We start from the raw sequence: 16,135 nt of genomic DNA on the forward strand, positions 1-16,135 counted from the left end.
CCGCCGCCTACTGTCGTTGACGTGGCAGTGGACATCCCGATCACCCCGCCCGAACCCCGCCCGAGCCCGGCCTCGACGAGGCGGGCGCTGCGCCGCGCCGCCGACGGCGCGGTCCTGGACGCCACCGAGGCCGCCGTGCTGCTGCACGCTCGCGGTGACGACCTGGAGGCCCTGCTGGCGGTCGCGGGCCGGGTGCGCGACGCCCACCTGCTGGCCGAGGGCCGTCCCGGCGTGGTGACCTACAGCCGCAACGCGTTCATCCCGCTGACCCGGCTGTGCCGCGACCGCTGCCACTACTGCACGTTCGCGACCGTCCCGCACCGGCTGCCGGCGGCGTTCCTGGAGCGCGACGAGGTGCTGGACATCGCGCGCCGCGCCGCCGCCCAGGGGTGCAAGGAGGCCCTGTTCACGCTCGGCGACCGCCCCGAGGAGCGCTGGCCCCAGGCCCGGGAGTGGCTGGAGGCGCGCGGGTACTCCTCGACGCTGGACTACGTCCGCGCCTGCGCCATCGCCGTCCTGGAGGAGACCGGCCTGCTGCCGCACCTCAACCCCGGCGTGCTGAGCTGGGAGGAGCTGCAGCGGCTGCGGCCGGTGGCGGCCAGCATGGGCATGATGCTGGAGACCACCGCCGAGCGGCTGTGGAGCGAGCGGGGCGGCCCCCACCACGGCAGCCCGGACAAGGAGCCGGCCGTCCGGCTGCGGGTGCTCACCGACGCGGGCCGGGTGAACGTCCCGTTCACCACCGGCATCCTGATCGGGATCGGCGAGACGCTCGCCGAGCGCGCCGAGAGCCTGCTCGCCCTGCGCGGCGTGGCCCGGCAGTACGGGCACGTGCAGGAGGTGATCGTCCAGAACTTCCGCGCCAAGCCGGACACCGCCATGCGCGGGATGCCCGACGCCGACCTGCGCGAGCTGGCCGCCACGATCGCCGTCGCCCGCCTGGTGCTGCCCCCGTCCACCAGCGTCCAGGCCCCGCCGAACCTGGTCGGCGACGAGTTCGGGCTGATGCTGCGCGCCGGGGTCGACGACTGGGGCGGCGTGTCGCCGGTGACCCCCGACCACGTCAACCCCGAGCGCCCGTGGCCGCGGGTCGACCGCCTCGCCGAGGTCACCGCCGCCGCCGGGTTCGAGCTGCGCGAGCGCCTGGCGGTCTACCCGCGCTACGTCCGCTCGGCGCCCGGCCAGTGGCTCGACACCCGGCTGGCCGCCCACGTCGGCGCGCTGGCCCGGCCCGACGGGCTGGCCGACCCGGACGCGCCCGCGGTGGGCCGCGAGTGGCAGGAGCCCGACGGCGGCCTGGACACCTACGGCCGCGCCGATCTGCACACCGCCGTCGACACCGAGGGCCGCACCGGCGACCGGCGGGGCGACTTCGACTCCGTCTACGGCGACTGGGGCTCGCTGACCGTCCCGAAGGCCCTCGAGCGGCTGCCCGAGGACACCGCCCGCGCGCTGCGGCTGGCCGCCGACGACCCGGCGGCCCTGCTGGGCGACACCGACGCCGCCATGGCCCTGCTGACCGCCGACGGCGAGGCGCTGGAGGCGGTGGTCCGGCTGGCTGACGACCTGCGCGCGGACGTGGTGGGCGACGACGTCACCTACGTCGTCAACCGCAACATCAACTTCTCCAACGTCTGCTACGTGGGCTGCCGGTTCTGCGCGTTCGCCCAGCGCGAGCGCGACGCCGACGCGTTCCGGCTGGGCATCGACGAGGTGGCCGACCGCGCGCAGGAGGCGTGGGACGCGGGCGCCACCGAGGTCTGCATGCAGGGCGGCATCGACCCCAAGCTGCCGGTCACCTACTACGCCGACGTCGTGCGGGCGATCAAGGCCAGGGTGCCCGGGATGCACGTCCACGCGTTCAGCCCCATGGAGGTCGTCAGCGCGGCGGCCAAGGCGGGCGTGGGCGTGCGGGAGTGGCTGACCGAGCTGAAGCAGGCCGGCCTGGACACCATCCCGGGCACGGCGGCGGAGATCCTCGACGACGACGTCCGCTGGGTGCTCACCAAGGGCAAGCTGCCCGCCGCCACCTGGCTGGAGGTCGTCGCCACCGCGCACGAGGTGGGCCTGCGGTCCTCGTCCACCATGATGTACGGCCACGTCGACCACCCCGCCCACTGGCTCGGGCACTTCCGGGCCCTGGCGGCGCTGCAGGACCGGACGGGCGGGCTGACCGAGTTCGTCGGCCTGCCGTTCGTGCACCGCAACGCCCCCATCTACCTCGCGGGCGTGGCCCGGCCGGGACCGACGCGGCGGGACAACCGGGCCGTCCACGCGTTCGCCCGGCTGGCGCTGCACGGCCGGGTCGACAACATCCAGTGCTCCTGGGTCAAGCTCGGCGACGAGGGCACCGCCGAGGTGCTCAACGGCGGCGCGAACGACCTGGGCGGGACGCTGATGGAGGAGACCATCAGCCGCATGGCGGGCTCCGAGCACGGCTCCGCGCGGACCGTCCGGCAGCTGCACGCCACCGCCGCCCTGGCCGGGCGGCCGGCGCGCCAGCGGACTACGACGTACGGCCGGGTCGAGGCGGCCGGACGCACCCCCGTGGATGAGCCCGTCGTCCGACGCGGATAGTCTGCCGCCGGTCGCGTTTTCACCCGAACTCCGCGCCGGAGCCCAACAGCTTCGGTAGGTTCGCGGCCGTCCGTCAACAGGGTTCACCCGCAGCGGTGACGCGGTGGTGGTGAGGAGGCTCGGCTGTGCGCGGTCGCAGTGCAGCGCTGGGTGTCGTCGTGGGCACGGCTTCGGCCCTGGCCACGGCAGGGGTGGCGAGCGCGGGCACCGGCGCGGTCGCCGCGGGCGCGTCGGCGGTCGAGGCGCCGGTCGGCGTCGCCGCCGTGGCGCTCGGCGCGGTCGGCCTCGTCGCGGGGCTGGTCCGCCGCCGCCGGGCGGCCGTCGCGCGGGCCCGGACCGAGGCGGAGGCCGCGGCGCTGCCCGAGGCGGGCCCGCTGGCCGAGGCCGCCGCGACGCTCACCGGCGCCGCCGCCACGCTGACCGAGGCGGCCACGACGCTGACCGAGGCCGCCGCCGCGCAGGCCGCGACCCGGCCCGCCGCCACCGGCGCCTGACCCGGCCCGCCCACGCTCACCCCGGCGCGAGGCCGCCCGGCGGGCGCGCTCGGCCCCGGCCCGCTGCCGCCGGCGCGCTCGACCCCGGCCCGTTGGCACCGGCGCGCACGGCCCCGGCCCGCTGCCGCCGGCGCGCTCGACCCCGATCCGCTGCCACGAGCGCGTCCGGCCCCGGTCCGCCCCGCTCGTTCGCGAGCCGCCCCACCAGCGCGCTCCGCGAGGCCGCGGTCGCGGGCGCGGCTTGATCCGGGGCCGCTCCACCGGCTCCCGACCCGCCTGGGACAATCTGGCCGTGGCAGCCGAGAACACCGCCCAGAACACCGCCGGGAGCACCACCGGGGCCGGCGACGCGCCGGCGGGCCGTCCCAGGGTCCTGTCCGGCATCCAGCCGACGGCGGGCTCGTTCCACCTCGGCAACTACCTCGGCGCGCTGCGGCAGTGGGTGGCCCTCCAGGAGACCCACGACGCGTTCTACTGCGTGGTCGACCTGCACGCCATCACCGTCGAGCAGGACCCGAAGGTCCTGCGGCAGAACACCCGCGCGTCGGTGGCGCAGCTGCTGGCGCTGGGCATCGACCCGGACCACGCCACGCTGTTCGTGCAGAGCCACGTGCCCGAGCACGCCCAGCTCGCCTGGGTGCTCCAGTGCCTGACCGGGTTCGGCGAGGCCGGCCGGATGACCCAGTTCAAGGACAAGTCCGCGCGGCAGGAGACCCAGGTCGGCGTCGGCCTGTTCACCTACCCGATCCTGCAGGCCGCGGACATCCTGCTGTACCAGGCGCACCACGTGCCGGTCGGCGAGGACCAGCGCCAGCACCTGGAGCTGACCCGCGACCTCGCGCAGCGCTTCAACTCCCGCTACGGCCGGACGTTCCGGCTGCCCGAGGTCTACATCGTCAAGGACACGGCCAAGATCTACGACCTGCAGGACCCGACGTCGAAGATGAGCAAGTCCGTGCCGGCCGGCGTGGTGGAGCTGCTGGAGGACCCCAAGCGGGGTGCGAAGAAGATCCGGTCGGCGGTGACCGACACCGGCCGCGAGATCACCTACGACCCGGCGGCCAAGGCCGGGGTCAGCAACCTGCTGGTGATCTACTCGGCGCTGTCCGGGCGGACCGTGGACGAGCTGGTGGCCGCGTACGAGGGCAAGGGCTACGGGGACCTGAAGAAGGACCTCGGCGAGGTCTACATCGACTTCGTGACGCCGGTGCAGGAGCGCGTCCGGCAGTACCTGGCCGACCCGGCCGAGCTGGACAAGGTGCTCGCCCGCGGCGCGGAGCGGGCCCGCGAGGTGGCGGCCAGGACGCTGGCGCGGGCCTACGACCGCATCGGGTTCCTGCCCGCGGGCTGATCGCTCACCCCGTCGAGTGGCGGGTGATCATCGGACGCCTTAACGTTTCCCCGTGGCGGAACAGCCGGGGCGCGGGTCCGGGTCCGAGCGCGCGCACCACCCGAACGGGGTGGGACTCGCGGAGAGGCCCTCCGGGGCGCCGGAGCGGGCCGGGAAGGCCGCCCAGAGGGGTGCAGTCCAGAGGGGTGCAGTCCCGAGGAGCGCCGGCGGGAAGTCCGCGCAAGACCCCGCCGGGGAGCCGGCGGAGTCCAAGCTCGACCGGCTGCGCCGCGAGCGCCCCTGGCTGGACCACCTGCTCCGCGCGGCCCAGCGCTACAGCGAGCAGTACGGCGCGCACTACGCCGCCGCGGTCACCTACTTCAGCGTCCTGTCGCTGGTCCCGATGCTGATGATCGGGTTCGCCGTCGCCGGTTTCGTGCTGTCCTCGCAGCCGGGGCTGCTCGACGAGCTGAAGGGCGGCATCGCCGAGGCCGTGCCGGGCTCGCTGGGCGCCACCATCAACGAGGTGGTCAACAAGGCCATCGAGTCCAAGGGCACCGTCGGCGTGTTCGGCCTGCTCGGCGCGGCCTACTCGGGCCTGGGGTGGATGAGCAACCTGCGCGACGCGCTGACCGCGCAGTGGGGCCACGCCAAGGCGGACCTGCCGTTCCTCAAGACGGCGCTGAAGGACCTGCTGGCGCTGGTGAGCCTCGGGCTGGCGCTGGTGGTCTCGTTCGGCCTGACCGCCCTGGGCAGCGGGTTCGCGAACCTGGTGCTGGAGTTCGTCGGCCTGGACGGCGCGTGGTGGGCCGAGGCGCTGCTCAAGCTCGGCACGATCGTCCTGGCGCTGGTGGCGAACTGGCTGGTGTTCCTGTGGGTCCTGGCGAAGCTGCCGCGCAAGCCCGTCGGGTGGCGCAGCGCGGTGAAGGGCGCCGCCGCCGCCGCGCTCGGGTTCGAGGTGCTCAAGCTGGCCGGGACGATCTACCTGTCGACCGTGACGACCTCGCCGGCCGGCGCGGCGTTCGGCCCGGTGATCGGCGTGCTGGTGTTCGCGAACCTGGTGGCGCAGTTCCTGCTGTTCATCACGGCGTGGACGGCCACCGCGCGGGAGAACCTGCTCCGGGACCTGCCCGCGCCGCCGCCGCCGGCGGTGATCCGACCGGTCGTGGAGGTCCACCGGGCGCCCAGCCCCCGCGCCGCCGCCGGTCTGGTCGGCGCGGGGCTGCTGCTGGGCGCGTTGTTCCGGCGGCGCTGACGCGGCTTCAGTCGGTCTGCTGGGCCGCCTTGGCGGCCTGCGCCGCCTGCACTGCCTGCGCCGCGCGGGCCGCCCGCGCGGCCTTGGCCCGCCGGTTCCGCAGGTACATCACGAACGCCAGCACCAGCCCCAGGCCGGCCACCGCCGTGATGGGGCCGCCGACGTTGCCGAACGCCGCCGACATGGCGGTGTCGCCGGTGCCCCGTGACTCGGCCACCTCGCCCACCGCCGCGCTCGTGGGCGTCGGCTTGGTCTCCACGGTCTTCTTCTTCGCCTGCGGCGCGCCGTCCACCAGCCGGCCCACGGGCTCCACGTCGGGCAGCGCGAAGCCGTAGTCCAGCAGGTTCGCCGCCTGGTCGGTCATCCGCACCGGCTGCTGCTGGCCGCGCAGCAGCACCACGACCAGCCGCCGCCCGTTGCGCTGCGCCGCGCCGACGTAGGTGTGCTGGGCGTCGTCGGTGAACCCGGACTTGCCGCCCAGCGCGCCGTCGTAGGTGCTGAGCAACCGGTTGTCGTTGACCAGGGGCACCGTGCCGACGCCGTTCGCGGCCGGGAAGTCGACGCGCTGCGTCACGACCGCCTTGGCGAAGTCCGGGTACTTCATCGCCGCCCGGAAGATCAGCGCCACGTCGTAGGCCGACGTGCTGGTGCCCGGCGCGTCCAGCCCGGACGGCGTCACCGCGCGGGTGTCCAGGGCGCCGAGCTCCATCGCCAGCGCGTTCATCTTGCGGATCGCGCTGGGCAGGCCGCCCAGCCGCCGCGCCAGCGCGTGGGCCACGTCGTTGCCCGACGCCATGACCAGCGCCTGGAGCAGCTGCTCGACGGTGTACTCCGCGCCTTCGCGCAGGCCCACGCACGTGCACTCCTGCGCGAGGTCGTCGGCGGTCGCCGTGACGGTCGCGTCGGGGGCCAGCTCCTTCGCCACGACCATCGCCAGCAGCACCTTGATCACCGACGCGGGCCGCTGGCGGCCGTGCGGGTCGTAGGCCGCGAGCACCGCCCCGGAGTCCATGTCGGCGATCAGCCAGCTGCGGGCCGAGATGTCGTCGGGCAGCTTCCGGGCGTTGGCGGGCAGCACGAGGCCGCACTCGCCGAGCCGGTCGCCGCCGATCGGGTTCTCCGGCACCTCCAGCGGTGAGGGCGGCTTGGCGCCGGGCGGGACCTCTTCGGACGTGTCGACCGCCGGGGGAGGTGACACCCGGTTGTCGCACGGCGCCGGCTGAGCCCGTGCGGCCGAGGCACCGAACACAGCGGTGGCCATCAGCGTGCAGGCAGCCAGCACGAGGGCGACGGGCCGTCGGGACGCGGGGGAACGCACCCACCCAGGCTAACCACCCCGGTTGAGTGACGTGCACCCGCCACGTCCGATACTGCACCCCGTGAAGCTCTCCCGTGGCGCGTCCCTGTTCCTGATGGCCTTCGGGGTGTGGTCCTGGGTGATCTGGCCTACCTTCCTGCGCAACATCTGGAAGGACCCCCGTTCGTGGGACGCCGGCCCGACCGCGTTCTTCACCGTGCACCTGGTGCTCGTCGTCGCTTCCCTCACGTTCGGCACGGTCATCGGCGTGCTGGGCGTGCGCGGCTTCCTGGCAAGCCGCCGCAAGTAACCCACCACACCCCTTGGAGGCCCCGCTGTGGAGTTCGTGCGCCTGTTGCTGGTGTTCCTGCACCTGCTCGGCATGGGAATGCTCGTCGCCATGTTCTTCGTCCAGAACCGGGTGGGCCGCGACGGGCCGTTGAACAAGGGCTGGCTGCACGGCGCGGCGCTGCAGCTGCTGACCGGTGTGGCGCTGGTCGGCCTGGCGCCGCTGACCGACAAGGAGTACGACCACGTCAAGATCGGGGTGAAGCTGCTGGTGGTCGTGCTGATCGCGGGCCTGGTGGCGGCGAACCTGAACAAGTCGAAGGTCGCGTCCTGGCTGACGCCGACCCTGGCGGGCCTGGTGGTCCTCAACGTCGGCGTCGCGGTCTTCTGGACCTGAGGTACCGGTGGGTGGCCGCTGCCCGGCGGCCACCTACGGCCGGATTCGCGGCACGCCGCCCTTGCGCCCGAGGTCGAACGCGATCCGATAGACGTCCGGCAGGTCCAGCTTCCCGTTGGCCCGCCTGCTCATGACGCCCAACTCGATCAGCTCTCCGATCAGCGCCGAGTAGTCGGTCGTCAGCGGGCCGGTGGGTGCAGCCATCTTCTCGGCGTCGTTCTGGGCAGTCGACTCCGACAGGCGGTCGAGCTCGTCGCGCAGGTCCCGCTCGGTCCACCGCTGGATGACCTCGGCCTGTTCGATGGGAACCTGGAGGCCCGCCAGCGGCTCGATCGCCGTGGACACCCAGGGGATGTCCTCGCGAATCTCCGTCACACGGATCCCCGAGGCCGTCTGCACACCCTGTCGGATGCCGTCCCAGTGCAGTGCGGTCGCATGAGCGTGGTACTTCTCCCGCGTCACCTCCGTTGCGGTGGTCAGAGCGCTGAGGAAGCTCCTCGGGCTGACCTGGCCCAGGCCGTCGGTGAGGTGGTTGGGCAGCCAGGTGTAGGTGATGCCCTTGCGGTGGTCTTTGCCCATGTAAGGGCCGGCGATGTCGGCGAACAGCTTCCGCTGCTCCTCGTGGTCGGCGATCAGGGACCGCGCCGGTGTGTTTCGCAGGGGGTTCCGGTTCCACTGCCCAGTCGACCTGGTCGACTCGATGAACATCTCGGACAGCGGGGTGCCGCTGTTGCCGAGCTGGTGGAACAGCAGACCGTACAGACTGGTCGGCGACCAGGTCAGGTCGGCCGCGTTGGCGGTCAGCTTGGAGGCGTCGGGGAAGTTCAGCTTGACGCTGTCGAACATGTCATGGCGGATGAAGACCTTGGCGCGCAGGTTGCGGGTCCGGGTACGCAGGTCGAGGGCCACCTTGAGGATGCCTCCCACCAACCGGTCGGCGATGTCCCGTCTGCTGTGCAACCGGTCGAGAGCGTCGAACAGGAACAGCACCGTGAACCCCCTGGCGCCGGCTTCCTCGTCCGCCTTCGCCAGGGCGCGTTCCACCGGCTCGGGGTTGTCCAACACCCACTGCACGCGGTCCGACCAGTCCGCCAGTCGGCTGGTCTCGGCGTAACCGAACGAATGCAGCACCACGGCGGTCCAGATGTCCTCGGTGTGCTGGAACCTCGTGACGAGGTGCCCCAGCGTGCGCTGACTGGGGTACTTGCCGGGAACCAGTTCGGTGCCGTAACCCGCGCGCGGTTCGATCGCGTTGAGCCTCGTGAGGTGGTACTCCTCCGCGGCCAGTCGCCTCAGCGCGTCGTCCTGGAGCGCCTTGAACCAGACGGTCTTCCCAACTCCTCGGCCGCCCTGCACGACGGTCGCGTCCGGGTCCAGCGCACGGCGGTGCGTGGTCGGTGTGAACAGCGTGCGGACATCGGGTTCTATGGTGTCCGAGTCGACTGCGTGCGAAAGTGCGGTCGACAGGAGGTCGCGGTACTCGTGCGGGCTCAGCCCCATCAGAAGTCCTGTCCGATCAGCAGTTCGGTCGCACCGAGCAGGAAGTTCCGGTAGGAAGCCATGACGAGCGGCTGTTCGTGCCAGTCCGCGTGCAGTGCGGGGTCGAGCCCCACCAGGTCCGAGTTGAAGAGAATCGGCAGCGGGAAGTGGGGTGCCTCGGAATCCTGTGGCGCGAAGTTGAACGAATCCAGGTCGTCCGCGTCGGTGTTGTCGTCGTAGAGGGTTTCCGCGAAGCACTGCTGGGCGTTGTCGCGGAACCTCTCCAGGTGTTCGGTGGGGTCGACCGACGGGACCATGGACGCCACCATCCGCAACCTGCGGCGGAGTTTGTCCAAGCTCTCCGGCGGCAAGTTCCTCTGCCACTGGCGGAACAGAATTCTGTAACCCTCCCAGGTGTGCGGGTTGTCCACGGCGAACAACAGGCTCAGGTCGCTGAGCCGGGTTATCGCGACAGCGGCGATGTCGTGGATGCCCGCCCTGCTGTCCAAGAGCACGACATCGGGGCGGCGGCTCCGCCGGGCGACCTCCTCTTCACACGCGATGATTGCCTGGTCGAGTCGGTCACCGAATCGCCGGGCATTGCCGTGGACATCGGGTGGCAGGTCGCTGTAGACGCGGTTCAGCTTCGCCAAGTAGTCGTAACCCGGGGCGGGGCGGCCGCTCGCCGGTGCCACCCAGACTTCCCCGTTGCCGGCACCGGCGACCACTCTGCTCTGGCTCACCAGTTCCAGGTCGTCCGCGTTGTTCACCGCTGCCTCGACCAGGTGGTCCACCAGGCCGTGCGGAGGGGAGTTCTCGAGTTGTTGCAGGAGCGCGCTGACCCCCGGCGACTCCAAGTCCAGGTCGACGACGAGGACGCACTTTCCGAGTTCTGCGACGTGCTTGGCCAGCAGCATCGTCGCGGTCGACCGGCCAACGCCACCTTTGAACCCGTAAAGCGTCGTGCGCCGGCCGGGTGGTGCGCCCCCGAGGCGTGCCCAATCGGCTCCCACCACGCTGCGTTCCAGCACGGCCAGCCGGCCGGCCCCGTCAACCGGTTCACGGTGCACGAAGAGGTCCGGTGACTCCAGGATCGATCCCGGGTCGAAGAGATCGCCGGCGCGGACCACCGGCGTGTGCCCGACGAACGCGCCCACCGCGCTGCGAAACCGGTCGGCTGTGTCGGCTGGGAATTCCCCGTCCACCACGAGGGTCAACCGACCGACCAGGTCGCGGATCAGGATGACGTCCACGCCGGTCCGGCAGATCTGCTCGGCGACCACTTGGGCGCGTTCCCGAGCCTGGTCGAAGTGGACGGTCACGGGAGCACTCCATCGATGACCGCCTGCTCGTGGACCGCGATGACGCGAGCAGCTTCGGCAATGTGGTCGGCAGCCCGGTTCGAGGTGATGTGGGCGCCGTCGCTGTACCGCTCGGAAACCTCCCACTCGGAGAATGGGTTCGCCGTCAGGATCAGCGCGCTGAACTGCGCGCCCGACCGGCCGTCAGCCGCGAGTGCGATCTGACCCCACAACTCCGGCAGGTGTCCGAGTGGTTTGGTGGCCGCCGGGTGGCCGGGAAAGCCTTTTGCGTTGACTGCGCCGCCCAGGAAACCGACGAGGATGGCCTTCAGGCCGCACTCAGCCGCTACTCCGGCGAGGTGGTCGGCGTTGCCGTGCCTTCCGACCCGGGCCAGCACCTCCGCATCGGCGTGATGACGCTTTGCGGCCGCTCCGAATGCGGTCCAAGGTGCTCCCGACACCGCCACAGACTACAGCCGACGTCGGACGGCGCAACGTATCGGACACGAGACCTGCCGCTGCCGCATTCACCGGTGTCCGGTGGGATCCGCAAGGAGGTGAAGCGGCCCGGGAAGCCGCCCGCCGAGGGTCGGAACGACGGAGGAGGGCGGGGCCGCCGGCCCCGCCCTCCTCCGTCGTTCGCCGGGTCAGACGCGCTTGAACAGCAGCGCGCGCTTGACCTCCTGGATGGCCTTGGTGACCTGGATGCCGCGCGGGCAGGCGTCGGTGCAGTTGAACGTGGTCCGGCAGCGCCACACGCCGTCGACGTCGTTGAGGATGTCCAGCCGCTCCTCCGCGCCCTCGTCGCGCGAGTCGAAGATGAAGCGGTGGGCGTTGACGATCGACGCCGGGCCGAAGTACGAGCCCTCGGTCCAGTACACCGGGCACGAGGTGGTGCAGCAGGCGCACAGGATGCACTTCGTGGTGTCGTCGAAGCGCTCGCGGTCGGCCACCGACTGCACGCGCTCGCGGGTCGGCTCGTTGCCGTAGGTGATCAGGTACGGCTTGACCGCCCGGAACGCCTCGAAGAACGGCTCCATGTCGACCAGCAGGTCCTTGTTCACCGGCAGGCCCTTGATCGGCTCGACGGTGATCGTGGTCTGCTTGCCGCCGGCGGCCAGCAGGTCCTTGAGCAGCACCTTGCAGGCCAGGCGGTTCACGCCGTTGATGCGCATCGCGTCCGAGCCGCAGATGCCGTGCGCGCACGACCGGCGGAACGTGAGCGTCCCGTCCAGGTACCACTTCACGTAGTGCAGCAGGTTCAGCACGCGGTCCGACGGCAGGGCCGGGATCTCGAACGAGTCCCAGCGCGGCTCGTCGTCGACCTCCGGGTTGAACCGGCGGACCTTCAGGGTGACGGTGATCGCGCCGTCCGGCACCGGGGGCTGCGAGCCCCGCGAACCCGTCGACGCTTCAGCGGTAGCGGTCATCAGTACTTGCGCTCCATCGGCTGGTACCGGGTGAACGTCACGGGCTTGTAGTCCAGGCGGATGTCCGCAGACAGGCCCTCACCCTGCTTGTAGTACATGCTGTGGCGCATGAAGTTGGTGTCGTCGCGGTTGGGGTAGTCCTCGCGGGCGTGACCGCCGCGGGACTCCTTGCGCGCCAGCGCGCCGACGACCAGGACCTCGGCCAGTTCCAGCAGGAAGCCCAGCTCCACGGCTTCCAGGAGGTCGGTGTTGAACCGCTTCCCCTTGTCCTGCACGGTGATCCGCTGGTAGCGCTCCTTGAGCGCCTGCACGTCGTGCAGGGCCTGCTTGAGCGTGTCCTCGGTGCGGTACACCGACGCGTTGGCGTCCATCGTGGCCTGCAGCTCGGTGCGGATGTCCGCCACGCGCTCCTGGCCGTGCTCGGACAGCACCAGCGCGACCTGCGCCTCGACCTGCGCGGCCGGGTTCTCCGGCAGCTCGACGTGCTCGTGGGAGTTGGCGTACTCCGCGGCGGCGATGCCGGCGCGGCGGCCGAACACGTTGATGTCCAGCAGCGAGTTGGTGCCCAGGCGGTTCGCGCCGTGCACCGACACGCAGGCGCACTCGCCCGCCGCGTACAGGCCGGGCAGGACGTGGTCGTTGTCCCGCAGCACCTCGCCGTGCACGTTGGTCGGGATGCCGCCCATCGCGTAGTGCGCGGTCGGGTACACCGGCACCGGCTCCTTCACCGGGTCGACCGCCAGGTACGTGCGGGCGAACTCGGTGATGTCCGGGAGCTTGGTCTCCAGCACCTCGGCGCCCAGGTGCGTGCAGTCCAGCAGCACGTAGTCCTTGTTCGGGCCGGCGCCGCGGCCCTCCAGCACCTCCAGCGCCATCGACCGGGCCACGATGTCGCGCGGCGCCAGGTCCTTGATGGTGGGGGCGTAGCGCTCCATGAACCGCTCGCCGGAGGCGTTGCGCAGGATCGCGCCCTCGCCGCGCGCGCCCTCGGTGAGCAGGATGCCCAGGCCCGCGAGACCGGTCGGGTGGAACTGGTAGAACTCCATGTCCTCCAGCGGCAGGCCCTTGCGGAACACGATGCCCATGCCGTCGCCGGTCAGCGTGTGGGCGTTCGACGTGGTCTTGAAGACCTTGCCGAAACCGCCGGTGGCGAACACGACGGACTTGGCCTGGAAGACGTGGATCTCGCCGGTGGCCAGCTCGTAGGCCACCGCGCCGGTGCACACCGGGCCGTCGGCGGTCTCGGTCAGGCAGATGTCGAGCACGTAGAACTCGTTGAAGAACTCGATGCCGTGCTTGACGCAGTTCTGGTAGAGCGTCTGGAGGATCATGTGGCCGGTGCGGTCGGCCGCGTAGCAGGCCCGGCGCACGGCGGCCTCGCCGTGGTTGCGGGTGTGGCCGCCGAACCGCCGCTGGTCGATCCTGCCCTCGGGCGTGCGGTTGAACGGCAGGCCCATCTTCTCCAGGTCGAGGACCGCGTCGATGGCCTCCTTCGCCATGATCTCGGCGGCGTCCTGGTCGACCAGGTAGTCGCCGCCCTTGATCGTGTCGAAGGTGTGCCACTCCCAGTTGTCCTCCTCCACGTTCGCCAGCGCGGCGCACATGCCGCCCTGCGCGGCGCCCGTGTGGGAACGCGTGGGGTAGAGCTTGGTGAGGACCGCCGTGCGGGCGCGCTGGCCGGACTCGATCGCCGCGCGCATCCCGGCGCCGCCTGCGCCGATGATCACGACGTCGTACTTGTGGAACTGCATGTCGGACTACTCCCCGCAGCGGGTCAGGAGGTGATGTTCGGGTCGAAGGTGAAGATCACGTACGTGCCGAGGGCGATGATCAGCACCATCGACGCGTAGAGCAGCACCTTGAGCCAGAACCGGGTGGCGTCCTTGCGGGCGTAGTCGTTGATGACCGTGCGCAGGCCGTTGCCGCCGTGGATCTGCGCCAGCCACAGCATCGCCAGGTCCCAGAACTGCCAGAACGGCGAGGCCCAGCGGCCCGCCACGAACCCGAAGTTGATGCGGTGCACGCCGCCGTCGAGGATGTTCATGATGAACAGGTGCCCGAGCACCAGCACCACCAGCGCCACACCGGAGATGCGCATGAACAGCCAGCTGTACAGCTCGCCGTTGCCGCGCCGGGCGGCGGGGCGGCGGGGGGAGCGGGGCTTGTCGAGGATCAGCTCGCTCATGGTCAGTGACCCCCGAACATGTCGGACACCGTGCGGACCATCATGAAGTAGGTGCCCGGGATCATCACGGCGACCCAGACGCCCAGGATCGCCCAGAGCATCTGCCGCTGGTACTTCGTGCCCTTGGACCAGAAGTCGACGAGCATCACGCGGATGCCGTTGAGCGCGTGGTAGAGCACGGCGCCGACGAGGCCGACCTCGAACAGGTTGACGATCGGGTTCTTGTAGGTCTCGATGACCTTGTCGTACGCGTCCGGTGACACGCGCACCAGGGCGGTGTCCAGGACGTGCGCGAACAGGAAGAAGAACGTCAACACACCGGTGATGCGGTGGGCGACCCAGGACCACATGCCCAGATCGCCACGGTAGAGCGTGCCGCCTCCTCGGGAGGTGCCCGACCGCTCGGTTGCGGTGGTGCCGGCCATGCGCAACGGCCTCCAGCGTCAGTGGTGGACTGGTCTCCCCGTGCTGAAGGGGACCTTGACCCTCGGATGCTAGACCCGCGTGGTACGCACGACCCAATGGCCGCGTGCGTCTGTGAGCGATAGAACAGTGCTGGATTGCCCCTCCTCCGCCGGGGCGGCTCGGTCGCCGGGAGTCGGCAGGTCGGGTCCGATTTCCCTTCGATCCAAAAGCGTGATCGAAGGGAAATGGGACCCGACCTCCCGACGCGACCTCGCGGGGGGCGCGTGCAAGGGGGCTGGATTGATTCAGGGGTGGGATTGGCTGGATTGATTCAGGTGGGTAGGGGAGAAGGGGGAGGTCCACCCGTTCGGGTGGGGTGGGCGGGGGTCGTCAGCGCGCGGGGTCATTGGTAGTGGATGACGTGCAGGGCCAGCACGCCCTCGTCGGACGGGGTGGGCGGGGTGTCGGTCGTGCCGTCGGCCAGTTCCAGGCCGTCCTCGGCGCGGCGGGCGTTGAGGAGGTGGCCGACGCTCTCGCGGGCCCGCCGGTCGTGGCGGCGGATCCAGATCAGGGCCGCCGAGCCGACCGGGAGGCCGGCGAACTCGGCGAAGACCTCGGTCCAGCGCGTGTGGGTGGAGGTGCCGGTCACCCGGCCGAGCCGGGCGAGGGTGGGGGCGAACCAGGACGCCGGGCCCGGCGCGGGCGGTGGCGGGAGGTCGGTCGCGCCCGCGTCCCAGCGGGCCAGCCACCGCCACGGGTCGGCGTTGGGCAGGGCGAACGGCGCCTCGGCGGGGTGCTTGGGCACCACCAGGGCGGCGTCGAGCAGCTGGTCGTGGAAGTCGCCGGAGGCCAGGTAGGCGCGGGTGGTGCAGGCGAACAGCCAGCCGCGCTCCAGCTCGTCGGCCGGCCCGGGGGAGACCAGCACCACCTCCTCGCCGTAGGCCCCGGCGAGGTGCCGCTCGGCCCGGCGGACGGCGCTGCCCAGGTCGGCCGGCTCCGGGGCGGGGCGCGGGCGGTGGAACCTGGCCAGCACCAGGCCGCTCACGGTGGCCGTCTCCAGGTCGGCGGGCGCGCCGGTCATGCCGTCCAGCACGGCCACCCGGCCGTCGTCGTCGTGGTGCGCGTAGAGCAGGTGGCCGGTGACCTCGACGCCGGCCAGCTCGCGGCGCACCCAGACCACGCCCCTGGTGTCCGGGCCGCCGTCGCGGACGGCGGCGAGCACCTCGTCCCAGCCGCCGCAGGCCGCGACCTCGGCCTGCGGGAAGTGGCCGGCGCGCAGCCGGTCCCACCAGCCGGGGCGCTCGTCGGCGGGCTGCCAGGGCAGCGCGGACGCCGGGGCGCGGTCCACCGCCGCGTCGGCGGCGACCACGCAGTTGCGGGCGTTGACCCGCCACACCCAGTCCCGCTCGGCCGGGGCGCGCCAGTCGCCGGGGTGCTCCTCGCCGATGCCCAGGTCGCCGAACGGGCGGTCGTTGGGCAGCGGGTAGGGCGCGTCGCCGTTGGCCGGCACCGCGATCGCGCCGGCCAGCATGGGTTCGGCCGCGCCCCGGAAGCGGCAGCCGAACACCGCCAGGCGCGGTGTCTCCAGCAGGGCGTACCGGGTCGGCTCGGCCGAACCGCCGCCGTAGGCCCGGTCGAGCCACTGCTGGGCGACGTCCCGTGTCCGTGTCACGCGCACCTCGTGGGTTCGAGTCATG

General features: G+C 71.8%; 15 protein-coding genes. 6 read left to right on the forward strand and 9 right to left on the reverse strand.

Annotated features, from left to right (window positions below):
- The first annotated feature begins 21 nt into the window (after nt 1-21).
- From JOE68_RS18400 to yhjD, 4 genes are all read left to right on the forward strand, one after another.
- Nucleotides 22-2,577 carry a bifunctional FO biosynthesis protein CofGH gene (locus JOE68_RS18400; protein WP_204843549.1) on the forward strand — a complete coding sequence of 852 codons (2,556 nt, stop codon included), beginning with the start codon at nt 22-24 and terminating at the stop codon, nt 2,575-2,577.
- A 125-nt stretch (nt 2,578-2,702) separates the two neighbouring features.
- The gene (locus tag JOE68_RS18405; protein ID WP_204843550.1) at nt 2,703-3,071 is read left to right on the forward strand and encodes a hypothetical protein; all 369 of its coding nucleotides are present in this window, start codon (nt 2,703-2,705) and stop codon (nt 3,069-3,071) included.
- A gap of 292 nt (nt 3,072-3,363) precedes the next feature.
- Nucleotides 3,364-4,422 carry a tryptophan--tRNA ligase gene (trpS, locus tag JOE68_RS18410; protein WP_307819735.1) on the forward strand — a complete coding sequence of 353 codons (1,059 nt, stop codon included), beginning with the start codon at nt 3,364-3,366 and terminating at the stop codon, nt 4,420-4,422.
- 262 nt (nt 4,423-4,684) lie between these two features.
- Entirely contained in the window at nt 4,685-5,656 is a 972-nt protein-coding gene (gene yhjD / locus JOE68_RS18415; RefSeq protein WP_204846165.1) for an inner membrane protein YhjD, read from the forward strand.
- 7 nt (nt 5,657-5,663) lie between these two features.
- Here the strand turns inward: yhjD and JOE68_RS18420 are convergent, their stop codons facing one another.
- Entirely contained in the window at nt 5,664-6,854 is a 1,191-nt protein-coding gene (locus JOE68_RS18420; protein WP_307819736.1) for a D-alanyl-D-alanine carboxypeptidase family protein, read from the reverse strand.
- 181 nt (nt 6,855-7,035) lie between these two features.
- Here JOE68_RS18420 and JOE68_RS18425 point away from each other — a divergent pair, with 181 nt between their 5' ends.
- Nucleotides 7,036-7,263: an SCO4848 family membrane protein gene (locus JOE68_RS18425; protein WP_204843552.1), complete on the forward strand. Its 228-nt coding sequence runs from the start codon at nt 7,036-7,038 to the stop codon at nt 7,261-7,263.
- A gap of 27 nt (nt 7,264-7,290) precedes the next feature.
- A complete protein-coding gene (locus JOE68_RS18430; RefSeq protein ID WP_204843553.1) occupies nt 7,291-7,638 on the forward strand; it encodes a hypothetical protein in 348 nt (115 codons plus the stop codon).
- Between the two features lie 33 nt (nt 7,639-7,671).
- On the opposite strand, the gene JOE68_RS18435 is transcribed toward JOE68_RS18430, so the two are convergent.
- The 8 genes from JOE68_RS18435 to JOE68_RS31880 form a co-directional block, all read right to left on the reverse strand.
- Nucleotides 7,672-9,138, reverse strand: a complete 1,467-nt coding sequence (locus JOE68_RS18435) for a hypothetical protein (RefSeq protein WP_204843554.1) — start codon at nt 9,136-9,138, stop codon at nt 7,672-7,674.
- Nucleotides 9,138-10,439, reverse strand: coding sequence for a KGGVGR-motif variant AAA ATPase (locus JOE68_RS18440; protein ID WP_204843555.1), 1,302 nt, complete (start codon nt 10,437-10,439; stop codon nt 9,138-9,140). The genes JOE68_RS18435 and JOE68_RS18440 overlap by 1 nt, the downstream gene beginning before the upstream one ends.
- Nucleotides 10,436-10,879, reverse strand: a complete 444-nt coding sequence (locus JOE68_RS18445; protein WP_204843556.1) for a hypothetical protein — start codon at nt 10,877-10,879, stop codon at nt 10,436-10,438. The genes JOE68_RS18440 and JOE68_RS18445 overlap by 4 nt, the downstream gene beginning before the upstream one ends.
- Before the next feature lie 186 nt (nt 10,880-11,065).
- Nucleotides 11,066-11,848 (reverse strand): succinate dehydrogenase iron-sulfur subunit, encoded by a 783-nt coding sequence (locus JOE68_RS18450; protein WP_204843557.1) that lies wholly within the window; start codon nt 11,846-11,848, stop codon nt 11,066-11,068.
- Nucleotides 11,848-13,599 (reverse strand): succinate dehydrogenase flavoprotein subunit, encoded by a 1,752-nt coding sequence (gene sdhA / locus JOE68_RS18455; RefSeq protein WP_204843558.1) that lies wholly within the window; start codon nt 13,597-13,599, stop codon nt 11,848-11,850. The genes JOE68_RS18450 and sdhA overlap by 1 nt, the downstream gene beginning before the upstream one ends.
- A gap of 23 nt (nt 13,600-13,622) precedes the next feature.
- A complete protein-coding gene (locus JOE68_RS18460) occupies nt 13,623-14,033 on the reverse strand; it encodes a succinate dehydrogenase hydrophobic membrane anchor subunit (protein WP_204843559.1) in 411 nt (136 codons plus the stop codon).
- Nucleotides 14,034-14,035: 2 nt separating this feature from the next.
- Entirely contained in the window at nt 14,036-14,458 is a 423-nt protein-coding gene (gene sdhC / locus JOE68_RS18465) for a succinate dehydrogenase, cytochrome b556 subunit (RefSeq protein WP_204843560.1), read from the reverse strand.
- A 383-nt stretch (nt 14,459-14,841) separates the two neighbouring features.
- Entirely contained in the window at nt 14,842-16,110 is a 1,269-nt protein-coding gene (locus tag JOE68_RS31880; RefSeq protein ID WP_307819737.1) for a toxin glutamine deamidase domain-containing protein, read from the reverse strand.
- Between the last annotated feature and the right edge of the window lie 25 nt (nt 16,111-16,135).

This window comes from Saccharothrix algeriensis (assembly GCF_016907655.1).
Taxonomy (GTDB): Bacteria; Actinomycetota; Actinomycetes; order Mycobacteriales; family Pseudonocardiaceae; genus Actinosynnema; species Actinosynnema algeriense.